Origin of the sequence: Bifidobacterium asteroides, from assembly GCF_003202695.1 — a bacterium.
GTDB lineage: Bacteria > Actinomycetota > Actinomycetes > Actinomycetales > Bifidobacteriaceae > Bombiscardovia > Bombiscardovia asteroides_G.
This window is the reverse complement of the sequence record NZ_QGLL01000001.1, coordinates 199959-222364: the sequence shown is the minus strand read 5'-3', so window position 1 is coordinate 222364 and position 22406 is coordinate 199959. Positions and strand designations below refer to the sequence as shown.

Below are 22406 nucleotides of genomic sequence, written 5' to 3'. Positions count from 1 at the left end.
GATGGCCGAGCGTCGTACTGTAACCTACGCCACAACCGAGTTGCTTAATCAGGCTACCGCAGACCGCATTCTGCTGGAGCTGGGAGACCTGCTGGCCCGTCAGGACCGAGCCGACTTGGCACTGACCGGCGGGCGGGATGCGGCGGATGTCTATGCCCGGATGGGCGCAGATCCTCTAAGCCGGAGCGTGGACTGGAGCCGGGTCCACCTCTGGTGGAGCGATGAGCGGTTCGTGGGCCTGGAAGATCCGGATCGCAACGACGAACAGGCACGACGAGCCTGGTACGGCTCGCTCATCGATCAGGGACTGCTGCCGCAGGCCAACGTGCATCCTATGCCTGTGGACACCCGCAGCCCAGCTCAGGTGGAGGCCGCCGACCAGGATGAGAACATACAGGCCCTGACCAAGGCTGCAGCCGCTTATCAGCAGGAGATCATCGACCAGCTCGGCTCTGATGGCCGCATGGATCTGGCTGTCTTCGGCGTGGGCCCCGACGGCCACTATGCATCGCTTTTCCCCGATCGCCCCGAGGTCAGGCTGCAGGATGATGATCTGCTGGTGACGGGTGTCAACAACTCTCCCAAGCTGCCCCCGCTCAGGGTCACCATGACCACGCCGTTCATCCGCCGAACCCCCAAGGTCTGGCTCTTTACATCAACTGCCGAAAAGGCTTCGGCCGTGGCCGCCGCCTTGGGAGCCACAGACGACCCGCATGTTCCCTCCTCTTATGCCAGGGGTACCGTGGAGACCCTCTGGCTCCTGGATGCCGATGCCGCCTCGGGGCTGCACTGAGTTTCGACATACAGACGATGCGCACATGTAAACAATTCAAAACTTCAAACTTTGCTTGTCTACAAGACGCTGAAATTTTTCAGGCCCATCCGCATCAACGGCTAAAAGCGCAAAAATGTTCCAGCTGCCTGATGGTCACTCGGTCTGGGAGCATGAACACCGACAGAGTGCGCGAGGATCTGCCCAGCAGCGCAAAAGAGCCCGTATAGCGCTATCGAGCAGCCGAGAACATTCAGCAATGCGCTCTACTAGCCGAGGCCGGGCTCTCCCACGATTGCGGCCTTCTCGCCCTCGGCGACCGTCAGCAAGAAATGTTCAAAAAGAGTGATTGAAGATGATCCCCTCTTAATGTTTTGCGATCCAGGTTGAGATCGATGACCTTGTTTATTGCTGCAGCACCCCCAATGCGTTAGGAACATGCCTGAGCCTCCAGGTGATTAATTGAGCGACCGGGGCAACCAGCAAAAGATCAAACAGCGATGCTGCAAGCAAGGCCAGCCAGTCCATCCTGATCATTCCCCACAAGCCATAGACCATGAACGAAGCATCCTTCCTTCGCCAGGAACCGCGTTTTGAATAAGCTGTCGGCGACAACAGCAACCAATGCAATCATGGAAAGACCCGCATAATATACCGACGAAGTCTGCTATAGCTCAGCCCCACCTTCAGATTGATCGTGAAATCGCGCATCATCACGCGCACGCTGATCAGCGCGCTCCAGGCTGACGGCACAATAGCGAGAACAAGGAGCATGCCGGAAACCATGATCGGAAAACGCAGGGAAGAGACAAAATAATCGTTGTAATAGTCTATGCTGTCCTGCTGGCTGTAAAAGCTGAACTTGGCCCCGATCTTATTGTTGATATAAGCGCCTTATTCGGGCACGTCCGCACGATCCGTATCTGCTGGAGCGAGATCCGTGAGCGCGATGACATGAAAACTGACGTCGGCCTGTTCAACGAAAGCCTTGGTGACGGGCACGACTACCGAGAACTTGTAGTACAGCTGCGCATCAAGCGCATAAAGGTGTGAATGCACCGAATTCTCGGCAATGACACCGACGGCCTTCACCATCACTTCTCGCAGGAGGGCAGGCTCGCGCATCTTGAATCAAGCTCCAGACGATCAGGTTATCCCAGACTGCGCCGGTAACCTTGGTGTGCGCTGCAACTCCGTAAAGCAAAAGCCTGACGCTGCAAGTACAGTGAAAGAACCTAATTGCTAAGCGAATTTGGCTGCGCACCATGACAAGGGCCAAGCCACGAGCCTTTGGCCGATTAACGCTTGCCTCTACTCGCTGATGGACCAATACGCACAGGCCATATCAGCTGCTCTGCTGTCTGGTCATCCGTGCAATAGCCGTATCCGACTCATCCACGATTTGACGCATGGCCTCTTCGGCAGCAGTCCCATCTCCTTGACGGATGTATGCGGCCACATCCCCATGCAAGCGAAGCGCCCGCTCATTTGCCCGCTCGGGCATCAGTTCATGCTTGGTGCGTCCTTGCAGAATCGCTGCGATGACCTTGCGCAGGGCTGCAAACATACTGTTACCTGACGAGCAGAGCAAGGTGGAATGAAATCGCTCATCAGCCTTGAGATATTCGGGACTAGTGGCCTGTTGACTATATGCAACCATGTCAATCGATGCCTGTGTCAATGCCGCCCAGTCATTAGCTGTGGCCTGTGTAGCAGCTAAACGGGCGGCCAAAGGCTCCACACCAGCACGCAATTGTGAGAGCTCGTGCAGAGTCTGCGCTCGCTGTGGCCCTCGGAGTCTCCAATCGATAATCTGAGGATCGAAGATGTTCCACATGTCATGAGGATTGACTCGTGCGCCAGACTTGCGTTTGACGACCACTAGACCCATGGCCTCCAGCACCCTCGTCACTTCACGCGTGACTGTGCGCGAGGGAGAGGTATCGCCAACATCAGGCTCCGGCAGATGTTCACCTACGCCTATGTTCCCGCTGACGATACCCATCCCCCACTCATCGAGCAATTGATCATGCATGGATCTGGCAGCATGAGAACCCGTTTTGTTCATATGAGTCGTCATACCGTCAGCATATCAACCGCTCTTTGCGGTTATTTGAAAATCATCCGATAAAGCCTCCACTTCGCCTCCGTCGCTGCTATCAGTCAGCGTGCTCAATAAATTCTTTGACCAGGCCGGCATACTCGTCCGGCCTGTCTTTGCGTGTCTCATGGGATGCGTTCAACCGATGAGCGTCAGCTTCAGGAACTGCAGCTCGCACTCGTTGCATGCACTCTTCAGAAATTACCGAGCCTAAATTCGGATCACCGGCCACTAGCAGGAAAGGCATGCGCAAATCAGGCAATGACTCTGGAGTCGCGGCAGTTCGCCAGTTATGCTGCCTGTTCACAAATTCGATATCGACATCCAGCTTGGCGTCCAGCCATGTACCTGCATCGACAGGATCCCAGGCACGCGTTTTGTTCCAGCCGTCAATCAGCAGTTCGCCAGCGCTCCAACGCTTGATTTGCCGAGCTCTGCCCATAAGCATGAGGGGGAAACCATTGTCATCGGCCTCAACCTCCCCGGCTACCCATGCAGGCTCGTCTAGGATCAGCCGAGATACCAAATCCGGCCTTTCCAAAGCAACCAGGTGAGCTACGACTCCCCCCATCGAGTGCCCCACGAGGATTATCGGTCCAGCATGCATGTCCTCAATGGCTGAGATGGCTTGATCAGCCAGGGTCTCCATCCTGAAATCGCCGTCAAGCAATGGGGTCTTGCCATGAGCATTCTGATCCAAAGCTACAATGGAACGTTCTGCTGGCATCCGACTAGCGAAGGTGGACCAGCATCGTCCTGAATCATATACCCCATGGAGGGCCACTATCGTGCTTTTTTCAGCGTGTTCGGGGGATGCTGTCGCTTCCCAGCGCCAAGCGCTAAGCTGGCCATATCGCTCATGAACAGGCATTGCCGTTCTTCTATTTACATCCGACATCGTTACTTCCTCTCATTCAACGCTTTTGCCATTGCTTAGAAAATCACCCAGCAACAAGCCACCATCGCGAGTCCGAGCACTGAGGCAATGCATGAACCCAGCGACCAAGTCTTGAACGTCTGCCCCACGGTGAGCCCGAAGTACTCCTTGACCAGCCAGAAACCTGCATCATTGACATGGCTGAGGAAACCGGAACCTAGTCCTATAGCGAGCACAAGCAGGCTCAGATGCACAGGGTCGAGGCCGACAGCCAGCTGAGAGACCAGTCCGACAGCAGTCAGGGCGGCAACGGTAGCGGAGCCAGTAGCCATTCGAATAAGAGCCGCTACAATCCAGCCCATCAGGAAGGCAGACAGACTCAAAGCGCCAGCCAGCTTAGCAACCACTCCGCCAGCACCGATATCCACCAGGGTCTGCTTGAAACCGCCGCCGGCGCCGACAATCAGCAAGACCCCGGCAATGGGTGCGAAAGAGCCGCCTACAACATCCATGATCCTCTTCCAGGACATTCCGCCAGGCAGACCAAGAGTGAAGAAAGCAGCAATGACAGTCACCAGCAAAGCCACCAGAGGGGTACCCAGGAAACCGATAATCGAAAGCAATGGCGTATGCCGGTTAGGCAGAGCAATCTCGCACACGGTGTTCAACAGCATCAGGATGACGGGCAGCAAAATCGTGACAATCACCATGAAGCCCTTTGGCTTAGGACGATCGGGATTCTGCTCGTCACTGTCATCCTCAGGCGCATAGACAGGAGCAAAACGAGCAAGTATGGGGGAAACGACTGGCCCCATGACCAGAATCAGCAGCAGAGCGATTGGCAGTCCGAACATCATCGTCAAACCCAAATCAGCATGCAGAGCATCGACAACAGCTAGAGGACCGGGATGCGGAGGCACCAAAGCATGCATTTCACCAAGTCCGAAGAGCATAGGCAGGCCGATCAGCATGACCGGGAGCTTGGAACGGCGGGCGATAAGCAAGGCCAGAGGCACCAGCAGCACAACACCGATTTCGAAGAACATGGGAATGCCGATAATGGCGGCAATCAGAGCCACTAATAAAGGCAGCAGCTTTTTGTTGCTGACTTGGAGCAAACGATCCACCAAGGTGTTGGCTCCACCTGATTCAAGCAATAGGTTGCCTACAATGGCACCAAGTGCCACCAAGGCACCCACACCACCCATTGTCGATCCGAATCCGCTGGTGAACGACTCCATTGATTTTGTAGCGGGCACTCCAACGCCTATTGCCAGAGTAAGCGAGGAGACCAGCAAAGCTATGAAGGGGTGCACTTTTGCCCATGCAATCAGGAGCACAATCAGAGCAATCGCTATCAGAGCCCAAGTAATCAATCTAGGGGTGCTTGCGACGACTGGCGCTGCTTTTGCTGCGCCAGCTGCAAGCGTTTCAATATTGGACATCATCATCCTCCGAAGAATAGGCATCCTAAGATGCTTACCATCACATACCACCTTGTAGCAGTAGTTTCATTGACGCTTTCATACTATAAATAGTATTAAAAGTATCAATTATTAATATATATACTACTTAATAATCAAATTCTAAAATCAAGTGTGCGTTTTTGCAAACACGCTTTCGAATCAATACCATTAAGTACTATTTAATATTAGTATAGTGATATGTTGTATGAATATAACTATGTGAGACATACGGCTAACTAAACCTAGCCCGCACAAATAATGGTTACTGCCGAGCCACCGCCGAGTATCCAGGAGCTGGGGATGCCCCAAACGTGAATAGCAGTGAAAGGAAACAACATGGATTCACCCCATTCAACGAAGACAAGGCATGCAGGGTCCGCCACAGTTCCTGCGGTGGTAGACGACACAGTACCACAAGGGTATTTGGATGCAGCGACGCCGGTTCTGGTCATCATGGGAGTCTCCGGCTGCGGCAAAACCACCATGAACGAGCACCTCGGCAGCAAACTGGGTTGGGACATGGCCGAGGCCGACGACTTCCATCCACAGGCCAACATTGACAAGATGGCCCATGGCGTCCCTCTGACCGACCAGGACCGATGGCCTTGGCTGGACAGCATCCACAACTGGATCGCGGACCATATACGCCGGGGTGTGCCCGGGACCGTTACCTGCTCAGCCCTGAAAAGGATCTATCGTGATCGACTGCGAATGCCAGGCGTGGTCTTCATCCATCTCAGCGGAGACTACGACTCCATCATGGAACGGCTCTCCAAGCGGCAGGGCCATTTCATGAAGCCGCAGATGCTGCGTTCCCAGTTCGACACCCTGGAGCCCTTGGGGCCGGACGAGGTCCACCTGACCATTGACGTGGGCCTGCGCATGTCTCCTGAAATCGAAGCAGAGGAGGTCATCGACACTCTAGGCCTGCAGTGCGATGTCAAGGCGCACGCCGTCCAGGTCCATACTGAGCGCGCCCGGCAGGTAGCCCGCCAGTAGCGCCGGCAATTCGGCCCGACCGCGGCCAACCTCCAACCATCGCGGTCAGCATCAACTGTTGCAGTCAAGGGAGAGGAACTGACATTATGAAGATCGGCATGATCGGACTGGGACGCATGGGCAAGAACATGGCAGACCGCCTGCGCTCCGGCGGCCACCAGGTGGTCGGCTACGACATCGCCCCAGACTCGGGCAGGGATGTGGACAGCCTGCAAGCTCTGGTACAGGCGCTTGAGACCCCCCGGGTGATCTGGGTCATGGTACCAGCCGGCAAACCCATCGAGTCCACTCTCGCTCAGCTGGGAGAGCTGATGGAGCGCGGCGACCTGGTCGTGGATGGGGGCAACACCCGCTTCACCCAGGACCAAGAGCATTCCAAGGCCCTGGCCACTCAAGGCATAGGACTGGTGGATGTGGGCACCTCCAACGGCATCTGGGGCAAGGAAAAGGGCTACGCGCTGATGGTCGGCGGCTCGGATCAGGATGTGGCCCGAATCCGGCCCATCCTGGACACCTTGAAACCTGAAGGGGACTACGGTCTGGTCCACGCGGGAGGAACCGGCGCTGGCCACTATGCCAAGATGGTCCACAACGGCATCGAATACGGGATGATGCAGGCTCTGGCCGAAGGGTACGCGGTTCTTGAGGCCTCCGACCTGATCAAGGAGCCAGGCGAAGTAATCGAATCCTGGCGCAAGGGCTCGGTCATCCAGTCCTGGCTGCTGGACCTGCTGGCCCAGGCGCTGAAAGAGGACCCACACCTGAGCGAAATCGCCGGCAAGGCCGATGAGACCGGCGAAACCAAATGGATGATCGCGGACGCCCTGGAACTGGGAGTGCCCACACCGGCCATCACCTCGGCTCTCTATGCCCGTCAATCCTCCAAAATCGAGGACCCCATGACCATGAAGGTGGTATCCGCTCTGCGCAGCGCCTTCGGCGGCCACCCCATCGTCAAGGAGTGACCGAGTCCCGGGCCGGATAACATCAGCATCCAACCTGCGGATGAACCTAGATCGTGGCGCCGTCATCAACAAAATCCGAGGGGCGAAATAACTCCGCTTCGGCAGTCATCGCCCCGCCTGTCCTGGACGAACTGCGGCAGGCCGCGGATCCAGTCGCCCCGGCCCGGCAAACAGGTAAATGCAGTGGTTTCCCGTGACCAGGATCCCCTGACATGATCGTTTTTGAACAGCACTGACAAGGGCGACCTGGCCCGCAGGACGGCGGATGCTCACTCTGGCCCGTCTACGGAGAGTCGATGAAGTTCAGCCCCCCACCGGACGGCTGCCGGTTGGCGGTCCGGGAAACCCCACAGCCAAGATCTGATGACAGGGTGACAAAAGGGTCCGCACAGCCGTTTTAACGGCTATGCGGACCCTTTCGATTCCGGCGAAAGCTCAGTCCTGCTTGATCTCGGACTTGTCCTCGGCCCAGAGGGTGTGGAAGGCGCCTGGCTGATCCACGCGCCCATAGGTGTGAGCGCCGAAGAGGTCGCGCTGGCCCTGGATCAGAGCGGCAGGGAGCCGATCGGAACGCAGTCCGTCGTAGTAGGACAGGGAGCTGGCGAAGACTGGAATGGGGATGCCAGCCTGGGTGGCGCTGGCCACGACACGCCGCCATGAATCCTGGGCCTGCTCAACCGCCTGCTTGAAGAAGGGGTCGAAGAGCAAGGAGCCCGGCTCACGACCAGAGGCATAGGCGTCGGAGATCCGATTCAGGAACTTGGCTCGAATGATACAGCCGCCGCGCCAGATGCGGGCGATGGCACCCATATCCAGCTTCCAGCCGTAGACCCGGGCGCCCTCCTGCATCTCGTTGAACCCCTGAGCATAGGCCACGATCTTGGAAGCGTACAGAGCCTGGCGAATGTCCTCAATGAAGGACTTGCGAGCCTCGGGGTCGGCAGCCAGGTCACCCATGACGGCCTTGGGCTGAGGACCTTTCAGCCCCTCCTGGGCCGCCTGGCTGCGCAGCTCGGGCGAGGAGGAGAGGCCCCGAGCAAAGACGGCCTCGCCAATGCCGGTCACCGGCACTGCAAGATCCAGTGCGGTCTGCACGGTCCAGGTGCCGGTGCCCTTCATGCCGGCCTGGTCGGTGACGATGTCGATGAAGGGCTTGCCGGTGGCAGCATCGGTGTGATGGAGCACCTCAGCGGTGATCTGCACCAGGTAGGAGTTCAGATCCCCCTGGTTCCACTCCTCGAAGACCTGGGCGATGGCCTCAGGCTCCATGCCCAGGCCCCTGCGCATCAGGTCATAGGACTCGGCGATCACCTGCATATCGGAGTACTCGATGCCGTTGTGAACCATCTTGACGAAGTGGCCCGCACCGTCAGTGCCGATGTGCGTGACGCAGGGTTCGCCATCGACCTTGGCGGCGATGGACTCCAGGATGGGCCCCAGGGTCTTCCAGGACTCATCGGTCCCGCCAGGCATCATGGAGGGTCCCAGCAGGGCGCCCTGCTCCCCTCCGGAGACGCCGCAGCCCACGAAGTGCAGCCCACGGGCCCGAATGGCCTTCTCCCGGCGGATGGTGTCCTTGAAGTAGGCATTGCCGGCATCAACGATGATGTCTCCAGGCTCCATCAGGTCAGCCAGGTCATTGATCATCTGGTCGGTGGGCTCCCCGGCCTTGACCATGATGATGGCCGTGCGAGGCTTGGTCAGCGAGGCCACGAACTCCTGCAAGGTCTTGGCCGGAACGAAGCTGCCTTCCTGGCCATGGTCGCGGATGAGGGTCTCGGTACGCGAATAGTGGCGGTTGTAGACTGCCACGGTATTGCCGTGCCGGGCCAGGTTCCTAGACAGGCTGGCACCCATGGCGGCCAGACCCACGACTCCGATATTGGCTTGAGCTTGTGTCATCACATCACCTTTCGACGGTAGCCCGGAAAGGCCGGGCACCAGGTTCCATGCCCTCAATTCTATGGCCCGCACCCGATTTGGGCCAAGGCCCATAGGGTGAGATTCCACTCACTCAGTCCTTGTGACGCTTGCCGCCCTTGATCTTGCGTGATGGCAGAACCACGCGCGTCAGCTTGGGAACCGCCCGGGTGGAGACGAACAGGGGCTGCACCTCAACGATGGGGTTGTAGGGAGCCAGACCGAACCACTTGATCGGTGAGCCCGCCACCTTGCGGATGGCGTACTTGACCTTCAGCGAGAGAGCGCCACGGGAGTCGATCTTGGACTCGGGCATCAGGGCCTTGTGGACCAGCACATAGGTGACTGTGCCGATCTGCGGGTCCTCGTCCACCTTGGGGTAGATGGAGGGCTGCTTGGGCAGCTCGCCGCTGTCGATCAGCTCGTGCATGATCTGGTGCAGGTAGGTGGCCACATTCTGGTCCACCTTGAAGCCCAGCCTCATGCGCACACGGAAGAGATAGTTGGTGCCGAAGTTCTCCACCGAGTACTTGCGAGTGTAGGGGGCGTCCGTGGTCTGGACCGACACCGCCCACCAGGCCCGGGCCCGCTTGGGCCGGTTGGCGAAGATGGAGAAGAAGATGTCGGTGTCCAGCCGCCGCATCTCCGCGTCCGAGGTCAGATAGACCAGGTTGTCCGCATAATAAGGGACGCGGAAGTCGTTGTGGAGCATCTCCAAGGCGGGCAGGCACTCCTTGGCCGTCATATGCCGCCGCTGCGAGCGCTCCACCTTGGTGCCCACGTCCCAGGTGTACATGATGTAGAGGATGGCTGCGGTCAGCAGCATAGTGAACCAGCCGCCGTGCATGAACTTGGCCATGGAGGCCATGAAGAAGAGGATCTGGATGGCCAGGAAGACCACAGCAAAGAGCAGGGAAAGCATACGCTTGCCGTCATGCCAGATGTAGTCAGCCAGCAGAACGGTCGTGGTGATCATGGTCACCGTCAGAGCCAGTCCGTAGGCGGCCGAGATATGCTCGGAATCCTTGAAGATGGCCAGCACCGTCAGCGTGGCCGCACATAGGACCCAGTTGATGGTGGGGATGTAGAGCTGGCCACGGGTACGAGCCGGGTAGCGCACCTGCAGGTGGGGCATCCAGTTGAGCCCGGTGGCCTCTGAGACCATGGTGAAAGCGCCCGTTATCAGGGCCTGCGAGGCGATGACGCCGGCGGTCACCGACAGAAGCACCGCCACGTAGCGCACGGTGGTGGGCATCATCTGGAAGAAGGGGTTGAGCCCGTCTACGCCCTGCAAGGCCTTATTGTCACGGTTGCGCAGAATCCATGCTCCCTGGCCGAAGTAGTTGAAGACCAGGGCGACGTTGATAAAGGGCCAGGTGGCGTAGATGTTGCCGCGGCCCACGTGGCCCATATCGGAATAGAGGGCCTCGGCTCCCGTAGTCGACAGGAAGACCGTGCCCATGATGGTCAGGCCAACGGGATTCTGCGGGCTGAAGAGGAAGCGGATCCCATACACCGGATTCAGGGCCTCGAAGATGGACCAGTCGTTGCCTATGCAATAGATGCCGATCAGGGCCAGGAAGGCGAACCAGACCATCACTACGCTGCCGAAGACCTTGCCTATCCGCTCGGTTCCGCGGGATTGGACCGCAAACAGGATCAGAATGATCACGAAGGTGATGACCATGGTCAGGTTCCCGTTTTCACGGAATATGGGAGTCAGGACGGGGATGGTCTTGAGACCTTCGACTGCCGAGGATATGGAGACCGCCGGAGTCAGCACAGAATCAGCCAGGAAGGCCGCGCCGCCGACCATGGCCGGTATGGCCAGCCATTTGCCGTAGTGCCGGACCAGGGTGTACAGGGCGAAGATGCCGCCCTCGCCCTTGTTGTCGATGCGCATAGCCACTAGGACGTATTTGACTGTAGTGATCAGGGTAATGGACCAAAAGACCAGGGAGAGCATGCCCAGCACGGCCACCCTGTCCACACGGGCCATGCCGCCCTGCCCGGCCACGAAGGCCTGCATGGTGTACAGGGGCGAGGTGCCGATGTCCCCATAAACCACGCCCAAGGCCACGATGCACATGCCTAAGCTGATCCTGTCGGGCGAGGACTGCACCCGTCGCCACCAGCGGCCCAGAGGCCCCTTTGGCGGAGTGCGGCGACGCTGGGCCGCCCGCTGCGCCTCGCGTCGGACCCGCTTGAGCTCGTTCTCCTCCTCCCGGGTACGGGATTTGGCCGAAATCCTGGGAGCCTTGGTGAAGCTTTCCTGGGGAAGTATCGATTCTTTCGTCAAGCGACCCTCACTACGGGCCGCAGTCGGCTTCGCCGCCTTTTCACCGGATAACCGGGGTGGTTCGTCAGCGCCCCTGCCATCATCCTGAGCCGCCAACTCATGCCGCTCATCCGCCATAGAGCCCTCCATCGGCCAAAGCCTTCACTCATCTACTTCCGGGTGCCGTATGTTGCTGTTTTTTGCACACGTGCGACGACTACCGTAGCACTCTCCCCCCACACTTGGCAGGAGCGATTCAGAGCGCGACACAGTATTAGCCTAATCCCGGCCTGACACCGTCCGCCGGACATCCCTCACAGTCCGTAAGCCCGACGCGTGGTGGCCGCCGTCGCTTGGGCCACCTGGTCCAGAGAGCAGTCCAGAGCATCGGCCATAGCCCGCAGGGTGTAGGGGATCATGTAGGGGGAATTGGTGCGTCCCCGGTAGGGCATAGGGCTCAGATAGGGCGCATCGGTCTCCACCATGATGTGGTCCATGCCGACCACCGACAGGGCCTGGCGGATTCCCTCGTTGCCCTTGTAGGAGACCGTCCCCGAAAAACTCAGGTACCAGCCGTGTTCGGCGGCCACCTGGGCCATCTGCGCATCACCAGAATAGGAGTGGAAGATCGTGCGCTCAGGAGCGCCGTCCTCCAGCAGAGTCTCGATGACCTGCCGATGGGCGTCGCGATCGTGAATCTGCATGGGCAGGCCCAGCTCCTTGGCTAGAGCGATGTGATCGCGGAAGGCCTGCCGCTGGATCTCTTCGCCCCCCTGACCGGTTCGGAAGAGGTCCATGCCCGTTTCCCCAATGGCCACCACCTGTTCAGGATATGCGCGAGCCAGGCGGGCGACCTCCTCGAGCGCCTGCTCAAAAGAAACCTCGTGCCAGGGCTGATATTTCAGGGGCAGTCCGTCCGGCCCCGGCACCCCTCGATGTCCATGCAGAACGGCTTCATTGGGATGGATGGCCAAGGCCGCGTGAACGACCCCAGGATGGGCCAGGGCCAGGTCCACAGCCGTCTGCAGGTGGGGCAGCTCGCAGCCCACGTCGATGGCCCCGAGCACGCCCACAGCTCGCGCCCTTGCCAGCTGCTGGTCGACCGTACGGACGGGGACCGGATCCTGCCCGCGCTCCCTGGCCTGCCGGTCCATCTCCTGGGCGAAAGGAACCACGGAGGCCATGTGGGTGTGATCGTCGATGACCCCAATGCCTTCGGGCAGCGGCTCGGGGTCAGGAGCCCAGCTGCGATCGCGGTGATGCCTGCTCATGGTCCACAGTCTAGGGACCCGTGCGGTCCAACCCGCGCCCCGCCCGGACGGCCGCCTCTGCCAAAGGGAGTGGCGGCAGTGTACAGGCAGTCATGTCGATACCTCGCATGAATAAAATCCGACGGATATGCATGGTTACCTCAATAGGTGCGTCAACTTATACCGCAAGCGGGAAGACAGCAGCAATAACCTAGGACGGGATCACAGACCAATCAGAGCCGGGTATCTTCACTTTCTGGTTTTTGCGAATGGCCTTCATGAAAAGATGTTCCTGAAACTGCAGACTCACCCGAGCCTGCAGCTTCAGCTCCAGCCATCCTCCAATCAGCCCGGCAGTCGCCTAACCAACAGGAGACTCACTCGACGCCATCTCAGATTCCAGGCACATCTGATCCGGAGTTGCAGATCATATATGACGAGGATGCCCCTGGACCAGAAGATCCAGCTCAGGACCTGACAGGCGTTTCAGATCGACGCCGTCTGGTGTCACGGCAACCTGGAACCTGGTGCCACGCACCTCCAGCTCATAGGTCAGCGAGCGCCAAGAAGAAGGCAGGCGGGGGTCGATGCTCAGCCCGGTTCCGCCGGTGTCGCGCAGGCCTCCAAAGCCGCAGACCAGGCTGGACCAGACGCCTCCGCAGGCGGCCAGGTGGATGCCATCGGTCGTGTTGGCATGCAGGTCGTCCACGTCCGTAAACAAGGACCGACGGAAGTACTGCATAGCCAGTTGTTCATGCCCCACCTCAGCAGCGAGGATGGACTGGGAGGCTGCAGACAGAGTCGAATCCCCGGTGGTCAGCGGATCGTAGTAATCGAAGTCAGCCAGCTTCTGTTCCGGAGTAAACCAGGAGCTGAGCAGGTAGAGGGCCATGACCACATCGGTCTGCTTGAGTACCTTGTGCCGGTAAATGACCAGCGGATGATAGTGCAGCAGCAGAGGCCTGGCCGTGAACTGGTCGAAGTGCCAGCGAGGCCGCCGCATGAACTGGGCGTCCTGGGCATGGACCCCCTCCTGATCGTCGAAGGGGACAAACATGGCCTCAGCCGCGCTTGACCATTTGTCGGCCTCCTCGTCGCCCAAGTGCAGCCTTTCACGGATAGCGCCGATCAGGTCGGGATGCTTCTCGCGCAGATGCTGGTAGGACTTGTATGCAGCCAAGAGGTTGAACCGGGCCATCTGGTTGGTGTAGAGGTTGTCGTCGACCAGGACCGTGTATTCGTCAGGGCCGGTCACACAATGGATGTGGAAGCGGCCGTCCTCCTTGTAGCGTCCCAGGCTCATCCACAGACGGGCCGTCTCAACCAGGACGTCGATGCCCTCAGCCTGCAGGAAGTCTTCATCGCCGGTGACCTGCACATACTGGGCCACCGCATAGGCGATGTCGGCATCAATATGGTACTGGGCCGTGCCCGTAGGGAAGTAGGCGGAGGCTTCCTCGCCGTCGATGGTCCTCCAGGGGAAGAGAGCGCCGTTCAGGTTGAGGGCGCAGGCCCTGCGCCTAGCAGCGGGCAGCATCAGATAGCGATAGTGGAGGACGGCTCTCGCCCGAGCAGGCGCTGAATAAATCAGGAAGGGGAGAATATAGATCTCGGTATCCCAGAAGTAGTGGCCGCTGTAGCCGGACCCGCTCAGGCCCTTGGCGCCCACGCCGTTCTCGATCTGCGCCGTAGACTGGGCCAGCTGGAAGAGCTCCCAACGCACCATCTGTTGCGTACGACCGCCATCGTCGGCCTGAATACGGATATCCTGCCGCTCCCAGAACCGGTCCAGCCATGCACGCTGGCGCTGCTCCAGCTCCTCCAGAGAGAGGGTGCTGACCTCCTCCAGCCGATCGCGGCAGTCCTCGACCAGATTCCTGGTACCCTCGCCCCGGGTCTGCACGACCAGACCGTTGCCGCTGGTGCCAGCCGGAAGAATGGGGTGACTGCGGTAGACGGCGTAACGGACCAGATGGGTGGAACCGCCCTTGGGCACGTCCATGCGCCAACCAGAGCCCTCGACAGGCCGACCATCCCTGAACTGTCGGACGCCCATGGCCAGGCTGAGCCGTGAATTATTGCAGCGGAATACCCTGCAGCCTGCACTCAGCTCACCATAGACTGCACTGTCCAACACCTCGTGGATTCCGCAGCCGTCCACAAAGGTCGACTTGCGGGGGTCGCTGGAGTTGACATGCCGAGGATTATCGGCATTGACCGGCCCCTCGACCACCACAGCCATGTCCCGGTCGGGAGACTCCACAGTCAGCGTGCAGACGCTCAGGCTGCGGTCATACAGGCAGACCATGCGAGTGAGCACAGTCTTCAAATGGATGCCATGGCCCAGATCATACAGATTGGTGGTGGTCGCGATTCCGGTTCGGAAGTCCAGACGTTGAGTAGTCTTCTCCGGCCGGCCCACGGGCAGCCCCTCCACCTTGAGGGTGAAATCCGAGGCATCGGGCACCCCCTGAATCAGCTGGCCAACCTTGGCATATCCGTAGGCGCTTTCAGGATGAGCTATCCGGAAAGTGTCATGGAAGCCGCTCAGGAATGTGCCGTTGCCCAAGCAGCGTTCCCCGCCGCCTTCGCCCCTGACGCCGATGGAGCCGTTGGTGACCGAAAAGACCGTGGCACTGACGGCATCAGGCCGACCTACTTCGCTGAGCCCCCACTCATCCACGGGGAAACGCTCCTCATCCAGACTGGGGTCCTCACCCTGCCCGCGTTCGCTGGCATCGTCGTCGACCAGCTCGATCAGCTGGTTCACTACCAGGTCCGCACCCGCCTTGAGCAGCTGCTCGCGGCCGGCGCCCCTGTTCACGCCCACAACCAGGCCGAACCTGCCCGCATGGCCGGCGGCCACGCCAGAGAGGGCGTCCTCGACCACAACGGCATCCTCATTGCGCAGTCCGAGCACCTTGGCCGCATAGGCGTAGGTGTCCGGTGCAGGCTTGCCTTGAAGACCCATCTCATCCTTGAGATTGCCGTCCACCACAGTGTCGAAGTATCCGGCGATTCCAGCAGCCTGGAGGACTTCGGCCGTGTTGCGCGAACTGGACACCACGGCCAGACGCTTCTTGTCAGCGCGCAGGTGCCTCAGCAGATCCACCGTGTCCGGGTAGGGATCGATGCCCTTTTGCTTCAGCAACCGCTCAAAAGTCATGTTCTTGCGATTGCCGTATCCGCAGACGGTGTCCAGGCGTGGATCGTCATTAGGGCTGCCCCAGTCCAGCTCGATGCCCCTGCTGCGCAGCAGGGCGTCGACACCGTCATAGCGGGGCCGGCCATCCACATAGGCGTAGTAGTCCTGCTCCGTATAGGCCGGGACGTTTCCGGGCAGGACCCGATCGAATAATGCCTTCCAGGCGGCTTTGTGCAGGATTGTCGTGGGCACCAGCACCCCGTCCAAGTCGAAGAGCACACAGGCGAATTGGGCAACTTTCATGGTTACTCATCCTATGGGTCTTCCGTGACGAAAGAACCCGGCGGTTCGCAGAACCGCCGGGTGAGAAGAGAGAGAAGAAGGGGATTCAGTTATCGGGGCCGTATGGCCCCCATCGGCTAGTACTTCAACCGACAGAACAAATATAACCAGCGCTACCTTGGAGGAAATGCCCGAAAACCTCAAAGTTCTCTGTGAATCGCAGATGCTGTCCCGGGCGCGTCGACTATCACTTGCCCTGGTCGCCCAGCTTGGCCTGCTCCGCCTCGAATCGGGCGTGCTCTCTGGCTTTGCGGCGATCCAGCTCCTCCTGGAAACGCTCCAGTTCCTCCTGCACGGCTTCCTTGGGAATGCGCGGGAAGATGGGCGCGGGCCGATCGACTGGCGTGCCGTCCCTGAGGGGCTCCCGCGCCCAGGGATGGACAGTCTCTCCTAGCCGGTAGTCACCGGTGATGATGGGATAGTGGAAGTCGGGCCGATCCAGATCATCAACCTCCTGGACGCGAGGCAAAGGCGAGAAGGTGCCCTCGCCGCCCATGGTCTCCCAGACACGCTGCGAGGCATGGGGCAGGAATGGAGCCAGCATGGTGTTGGCGTCCAAGACGGCCTGAGCGGCGGTGTGCAGGACTGCAGCCAGACGATTCCGGTCGTCCTTGATCTTCCAGGGCTCCTGGGCAGAGATGTACTTGTTGATGTCTCCCACCAAGGCCATGGCCTCGACCAGGGCGGCCTTCTGGCGATGGTGCTCAATCAAAGACCCGACGGCATCGAAGGCCTGCAGGCTGCGATCCAGCAGGGCATTGTCCTCCTCGGTCAGCCAGGATTGCTCGATGGCAGGGATGCTGCCGAAGTCCTTGTTGAGCAGGTTGGCCACGCGGTTGACCAGGTTGCCCCAGGAGGCGGCCAGCTCCTCGTTGTTGTGACGGACGAACTCCGCCCAGGTGAAGTCCGAGTCCGAGGTCTCCGGCCCAGCGATGGAAATGTAGTAGCGAACCGCATCGACCGGATAACGTGCCAGGATGTCCTTGACGTAGATGACGATGCCTCTGGAGGAGCTGAACTTCTTGCCCTCCATAGTCATGAACTCGCTGGCCACCACCTGCTCAGGCAGGTTGAGCTCGCCGTAGGAGCCCGGCTGTCCGCCCTTGGACCCCTGGCCGTTGTAGGCCAGAATCTCCGAGGGCCAGATCTGCGAGTGGAAGGTGATGTTGTCCTTGCCCATGAAGTAGTAGCCCAGAGCCTTAGGATCATTCCACCACTTGCGCCAGGCCTCAGGGTCGCCCTGACGACGGGCCCACTCGATGGATGCGGACAGGTAGCCGATAACGGCATCGAACCAGACATAGAGCTTCTTGTTGGGATCGTCGACCCATCCGTCCACAGGCACGGGAATTCCCCAGTCGATGTCGCGGGTGATGGCTCGCGGCTTGACCTCCTTGAAAAGTCCCAGAGAGAAGTTGAGCACGTTGCTCCGCCAGCCCTTGCGGGTCTTCAACCAAGCCAGGTTGGCCTCGGCCAGAGCGGGAAGATCCAGAAAGAAGTGCTTGGACTCCTCGAATCGGGGCGTCTCCCCATTGATCTTGGATACAGGATTGATCAGCTCGTCCGGATCCAGCTCGTTGCCGCAGTTGTCGCACTGGTCGCCGCGAGCGCCATCGTAACCGCAGATGGGGCAGGTCCCCTCAATGTAGCGATCGGGCAGGGTGCGGCCGGTGGAGGGCGATATGGCCACTTTCTGTTGACCCTCATAGATATAGCCGTTGGCTCGGCACTGGCGGAAGAGCTCCTGGACCACCTTCTCATGATTGCCTGTCGTGGTCCTGGTAAAGAGGTCATAGCTGAGCCCCAGATCGCACAGATCCTTGACGATGACCCGGTTGTAGCGGTCAGCGATCTCCTGGGGGCCCACGCCCTCGGCGTCAGCCTCCACCAGGATGGGAGTGCCATGCTCGTCCGTGCCCGAAACCATGAGGACATCATTGCCCTTCATGCGTTCGTAGCGTGCATAGACGTCCGAGGGGACGCCGAACCCAGCGACATGGCCGATGTGACGGGGCCCATTTGCGTAGGGCCAGGCGACGGAAACAAGGATATGACTCATACCAGCAAGATTATCGGCTTCGGCCTACAATCCCCCGCTCGTCCACAAGGCAGCTGACGATCAGGCAGATTATCCACAAGTGCACAAATTCAGCCCGCCCTCAGGCAAACCCTGGCCCGAGCGTTTACAGTCAAACCATGAATCGAGAACACGTCCTCGGGGGAGCGACGTGGATGCCTGCCACTGCCCCTGGCGCCAGCCGCACCCTTAGAGCTACAACAAAGCCGCCGGGCAGAGCACCGCGCGCCGACACTGCCCAGCAACGTTTCGGCCCGCGATCCGGAGCAGCACTGATGCGCACCCGCAGCCGTCCGCCTACGACTGACCTCAGGACCACGGCCCCCGATCCTGAACCGCTGCCCAGCCTGATCCAAACCGGAGACCTACCCGGCCCGCTCAGTCTCAGCCTGCTGGCGAATGAGGGAATCATAACCTTTCTGGACCGATCCTGCTGCTATCTGAACGAACAGGCTGAAGGACTCTACGGTCGTGCCTCCATCGTCATGCCTATGGTTCCTTATGGAGCAGCAGCCTGTGGCGGGCTGGCGCTCTGGATATGGCTCAACGGCCGTTTCCCTGATGCCTTGGACATCATTTCCAACTCCCACTTCCGCACACCGGTTCACGGCAGGCCCCTGCGCCCTCACCAGCGACAGCTGGATGCCCGCTACCTGATGAGGCTGGGGCAGCTCTGGGTAACTTCGCCGCTCTGGACCGCCTGTGATCTGGCCTGCGACCCTTCAGGCCGATGCAACGGAGAGGACGTTATGGCAGTCCTGCATGAGCTCATGGAACGCTATCAGGTCAGCTGCGGATCCTGCGAGACGCTCCTGTCCTCCAATCCGCGATGGCCTGGCCACGCTCGAGGGCTGGAGACCATAAGACGACTCAAAGTGCTCCTATGAAGCCGCCGATGAGGGGTCGCAGACCCGGACACGGCGCTCATCGGCGCCAGTCCCGGGTCCGGAACCGTCGGAGATCAACCTCTGCTGAACGCATGGCCCGGCTCATGACTGCCATCACCAGCCGGGCGTGCCCTTCAACTGGAGACGATTTGAACCCAGACGAGCCCGATTGCTTCGAACCAATGACTGACGACCGCACCCCACCACCTGAGCCTCCCCTAGTGCCCACAGCACTGATGGCCACAGATCCTGCGACCGACCCGAGCATCCTCTGGACCATCGCCCGAGAAGAGCCTCGACTGCGCCGGTGGCTGGTAGCCAACCCCGCCGCCTCGCCAGCCCTGCTGGAGACCATCTCCCAGCTGGGTGGGCCCGGCGTGCGCAGAGCACTGGAGGTGCTGTTGGATGAGGGGAGCGGAAATCAGTCCTCCTCATCTTCTTCCACGGCTAAGGCATAGATCCGCTTGCGGTTGGGCAGGCTGCCATCAGCCAAGGGATGTTCGGCAGCCACCCGGGCGATGGCCTGCTTGAGCCGCAGGCCCTCGGATCGGGACAGATCGCGTGCCAGGACCGCCAGTCGTCGGTCATCCATGGCATCGGGATCGTTGCGTCTGGCCTCCAAGGCGGAAGCGCCGGCCACGACCAGGACCATCTCCCCCCGGGCAGGCTCCACCTGGAGGGAGCGCACAATGTCGCCGATGGTGCCCCGTCGAATCTGTTCATGTTCCTTGGTCAGCTCCCGGCAGAGTGCCATGAGCCTGTCGGAGCCGAAGACCTCCTGAAGGTCCTGCATAGCCTGATCGATGCGGTGGGGCGTCTCATAGAAAACCATAGTCCGCTCCTCGCTGCGCAGGGTGCGCAGATGCCGCATCCGCTCCTGATGCCGACGAGGAAGAAACCCCTCGTAGCAAAAGCGGTCGGTCGGCAGGCCGGAGAGAGCCAGGGCATCCAGCACGGCACTGGGGCCGGGAGCGCAGGTGACCGGTATGCCTCGCTCGATAGCCCGTCGAACTATGGCCATGCCTGGATCGTTGATGGTGGGCATACCCGCATCTGAGACCACCAGAGCGCAGGCTCCGTCACGAACCTGATCCAGAATAGGATCAGCCATCCGCCGCTCATTATGGTCGTGATAGGCCATCACCTTGCCGCCTACACGCACCCCCAGCCGATTGGCCAGATCATAGAGTCGCCGTGTATCCTCCGCAGCCACTAGGTCTGCAGACTGCAGCAGCTCCACCAGGCGTGCCGAGGCATCAGCGACATTGCCGATAGGTGTAGCCGCCAGCACCACCGTTCCACGTGAAACACTGCGAGGAATTTGCTTCGCGTAGTACTCTCCGCCTTGCATATGTTTTTCGCTCCGGCCATCCATGCTGATCATGCCTTCAGTATGGCTTAATCTAGGGGTGATGACATCTTCGGCAGGGCTTTCTTTGCAGCATCGCTCCTCCAGACACGGTCGGCACGCCGCCCCCCGTTCCGGTCGCCCTGTCATGATGTCCATCCTCAACACACTTGGAGGTCGACGCACCAAGGGACGGATCGACTGGACCTCCCGGCTCTCTCATCGACAGAAGAGCTGGCTGTCCTGCATATCCATGGCGCTTCTGGGTGGAGTCCTGCGGTTGGTGCGGCTGGGCAGCCCCCGGGCCATCGTCTTCGACGAAACATATTATGTCAAAGATTCCTGGACCATGCTGATGACCGGCGAGCCACGCAACTGGCCAAAAAAAGCCGGCCCGCTCAACCTTCCCATCGACCAGGTCTTCGCCCAAGGGCATACAAACGGCTGGCTGCCCCAGGCCGAATACGTGGTTCATCCGCCGGTGGGCAAGTGGTGCATTGCTCTGGGTCTCAGGCTGTTCGGGGGAGCTGGCAACCCCTTCGCCTGGCGAGCGGCCACTGCCGTGGTCGGCACCATTGCCATTCTGCTGCTCTGCCGAGTAGCCTTGCGTCTCTTTCACAACCTGCCCATCGCCCTGACAGCCGGTTTCCTTATGGCCATCGATGGTCTGGGCATCGTCATGAGCCGCACCGGCCTGCTGGACAACTTCGTTATGATCTTCACTTTGGGAGCCTGGCTATGCCTGATGGGCCATCGGGACTGGGCCCGGACCAAGCTGCGGCAATCCTGGGCCAGGGACCAGGCTGATTTCCGTCTGCACTACCGAGTCAGAGTTATTGAGTCACGAGGCAGCCAAGAGCAGAAGAGCCGGGTTGAGCTGCCTGTGGCCTCCACCGGTCCCTTCATCGCTTGGTCCTGGTGGCGGACAGGAGCCGCCCTGCTGCTGGGTCTGGCCACCGGCACCAAGTGGTCGGGCGCTTACTTCTTTGCCGTCTTCGCTCTGATCTCAGTGCTCTGGGACGGCTGGGAGCGCCATCAGGCTGGATACGGATTCTGGCTGCAGAGCGCCGTGGTCAAGGACGGGCTACCGGCGGCCTTGCTTATGATCCCGGTCTGGGCAGGCACCTACCTGGCATCCTGGACGGGATGGTTCCTGCACGGTGATTCCTACATGCATAGTTGGGCCGCGGAACACCCTGGCCAGGGCCTGACCTGGCTGCCGGAAGGGCTGCGATCTTTGGCTGAGTACCACAGGCAGATGTGGCATTTCCACACCACCCTGAACACCCCGCACCCATATATGGCTAACCCTCTGACATGGCCCCTGCAGGTCAGGCCCACCAATTTCTACTGGCAGAAGCTCAATGGCTTCCCTGGCCTGTGCGGATTGGCCAAGAATTCCCGCTGTGTGGCAGCCGTCACCTCCCTGGGCAACCCTATGACCTGGTGGCTGGGCAGCATCTGCATGATCCTGGCCATCGTCATCGCCGTCGTAGTCAAGCACGGAGATTGGAGGATCTGGGGGGTGCTGGCAGGCATGCTGGCCGGCTGGCTGCCCTGGGTCCAATATATGAACCGAACCACTTTCACCTTCTATTCCATCGTCATCCTGCCCTGGATGATCCTGGCAATCTGTTACGTGGCCGACTGGCTCAGGCAAGACTCGGATAGCATCCTCTACCGGCAAATCATGATTATCGGCCTGGCCCTGCTGAGCCTGACATCAGTCTTCTTCTACCCGCTGTGGACCGCCATTCCCATCCCCTATGACTTCTGGCGAATGCACATGTGGCTGCCTAGCTGGATCTAAGACAAAAGCAGGAATGCGCGACCGCCTTGTATCCGCGTTTATATGCTGTCGTCCTCAGATGGCTCGATTGCAAATGGTCTGCGCCTGCAGCAGCGAAATCCTTCCAAAGCTGCTCTTGAACGCCACAGTCGGCCCCGATCGACCCAAAGCGCTTGGTGTAGAGCAGGGC

The 22406-nt window shown here is 60.0% G+C and carries 17 protein-coding genes; 6 read left to right on the top strand and 11 right to left on the bottom strand.

Annotation, left to right across the window (positions count from 1 at the left end):
- Window position 1 precedes the first annotated feature (1 nt).
- On the top strand, window positions 2–793 hold the full coding sequence (pgl, locus tag DKK75_RS00800; RefSeq protein ID WP_110451569.1) for a 6-phosphogluconolactonase: 792 nt from the start codon (window positions 2–4) through the stop codon (window positions 791–793).
- 384 nt (window positions 794–1177) lie between these two features.
- On the opposite strand, the gene DKK75_RS08120 is transcribed toward pgl, so the two are convergent.
- The 5 genes from DKK75_RS08120 to DKK75_RS00780 all read right to left on the bottom strand — a co-directional run bounded on the left by DKK75_RS08120 (window position 1178) and on the right by DKK75_RS00780 (window position 5219).
- Window positions 1178–1330: a hypothetical protein gene (locus tag DKK75_RS08120; RefSeq protein WP_181414382.1), complete on the bottom strand. Its 153-nt coding sequence runs from the start codon at window positions 1328–1330 to the stop codon at window positions 1178–1180.
- A 336-nt stretch (window positions 1331–1666) separates the two neighbouring features.
- The gene (locus DKK75_RS00795) at window positions 1667–1897 is read right to left on the bottom strand and encodes a hypothetical protein (RefSeq protein WP_110451568.1); all 231 of its coding nucleotides are present in this window, start codon (window positions 1895–1897) and stop codon (window positions 1667–1669) included.
- A gap of 220 nt (window positions 1898–2117) precedes the next feature.
- Window positions 2118–2852, bottom strand: a complete 735-nt coding sequence (locus tag DKK75_RS00790) for a FadR/GntR family transcriptional regulator (RefSeq protein ID WP_110451567.1) — start codon at window positions 2850–2852, stop codon at window positions 2118–2120.
- Window positions 2853–2931: 79 nt separating this feature from the next.
- Window positions 2932–3744 (bottom strand): alpha/beta fold hydrolase, encoded by an 813-nt coding sequence (locus DKK75_RS00785; protein WP_181414380.1) that lies wholly within the window; start codon window positions 3742–3744, stop codon window positions 2932–2934.
- Between the two features lie 62 nt (window positions 3745–3806).
- Complete coding sequence (locus DKK75_RS00780) at window positions 3807–5219, bottom strand: GntP family permease (protein WP_258333096.1); 1413 nt, start codon at window positions 5217–5219, stop codon at window positions 3807–3809.
- Between the two features lie 333 nt (window positions 5220–5552).
- On the opposite strand from DKK75_RS00780, the gene DKK75_RS00775 reads away from it, so the two are divergent.
- Entirely contained in the window at window positions 5553–6215 is a 663-nt protein-coding gene (locus DKK75_RS00775; protein WP_110451564.1) for a gluconokinase, read from the top strand.
- Between the two features lie 86 nt (window positions 6216–6301).
- On the top strand, window positions 6302–7180 hold the full coding sequence (gene gnd, locus DKK75_RS00770) for a phosphogluconate dehydrogenase (NAD(+)-dependent, decarboxylating) (RefSeq protein WP_110451563.1): 879 nt from the start codon (window positions 6302–6304) through the stop codon (window positions 7178–7180).
- Window positions 7181–7615: 435 nt separating this feature from the next.
- On the opposite strand, the gene gndA is transcribed toward gnd, so the two are convergent.
- The 5 genes from gndA to metG form a co-directional block, all read right to left on the bottom strand.
- Window positions 7616–9082, bottom strand: coding sequence for an NADP-dependent phosphogluconate dehydrogenase (gndA, locus tag DKK75_RS00765; protein WP_110451562.1), 1467 nt, complete (start codon window positions 9080–9082; stop codon window positions 7616–7618).
- 112 nt (window positions 9083–9194) lie between these two features.
- A complete protein-coding gene (locus tag DKK75_RS00760; RefSeq protein WP_110451561.1) occupies window positions 9195–11516 on the bottom strand; it encodes a KUP/HAK/KT family potassium transporter in 2322 nt (773 codons plus the stop codon).
- Window positions 11517–11692: 176 nt separating this feature from the next.
- Entirely contained in the window at window positions 11693–12649 is a 957-nt protein-coding gene (locus tag DKK75_RS00755; protein WP_110451560.1) for a TatD family hydrolase, read from the bottom strand.
- Window positions 12650–13055: 406 nt separating this feature from the next.
- Window positions 13056–16076, bottom strand: coding sequence for an HAD-IA family hydrolase (locus tag DKK75_RS00750; protein ID WP_110451559.1), 3021 nt, complete (start codon window positions 16074–16076; stop codon window positions 13056–13058).
- Between the two features lie 226 nt (window positions 16077–16302).
- Window positions 16303–18174 (bottom strand): methionine--tRNA ligase, encoded by a 1872-nt coding sequence (gene metG / locus DKK75_RS00745; protein WP_110451558.1) that lies wholly within the window; start codon window positions 18172–18174, stop codon window positions 16303–16305.
- 137 nt (window positions 18175–18311) lie between these two features.
- Here metG and DKK75_RS00740 point away from each other — a divergent pair, with 137 nt between their 5' ends.
- Both DKK75_RS00740 and DKK75_RS00735 read left to right on the top strand, forming a co-directional pair.
- A complete protein-coding gene (locus DKK75_RS00740; RefSeq protein WP_146208592.1) occupies window positions 18312–19079 on the top strand; it encodes a hypothetical protein in 768 nt (255 codons plus the stop codon).
- A gap of 149 nt (window positions 19080–19228) precedes the next feature.
- Window positions 19229–19537: a variant leucine-rich repeat-containing protein gene (locus DKK75_RS00735; RefSeq protein WP_258333095.1), complete on the top strand. Its 309-nt coding sequence runs from the start codon at window positions 19229–19231 to the stop codon at window positions 19535–19537.
- On the opposite strand, the gene rsmI is transcribed toward DKK75_RS00735, so the two are convergent.
- Window positions 19501–20430 carry a 16S rRNA (cytidine(1402)-2'-O)-methyltransferase gene (gene rsmI / locus DKK75_RS00730; RefSeq protein ID WP_258333115.1) on the bottom strand — a complete coding sequence of 310 codons (930 nt, stop codon included), beginning with the start codon at window positions 20428–20430 and terminating at the stop codon, window positions 19501–19503. The two genes, DKK75_RS00735 and rsmI, sit on opposite strands and share 37 nt — an antisense overlap.
- A 250-nt stretch (window positions 20431–20680) precedes the next feature.
- Between rsmI and DKK75_RS00725 the strand changes: the two genes are divergently transcribed.
- Complete coding sequence (locus DKK75_RS00725; protein WP_258333114.1) at window positions 20681–22237, top strand: dolichyl-phosphate-mannose--protein mannosyltransferase; 1557 nt, start codon at window positions 20681–20683, stop codon at window positions 22235–22237.
- The last annotated feature ends 169 nt before the right edge of the window (window positions 22238–22406 follow it).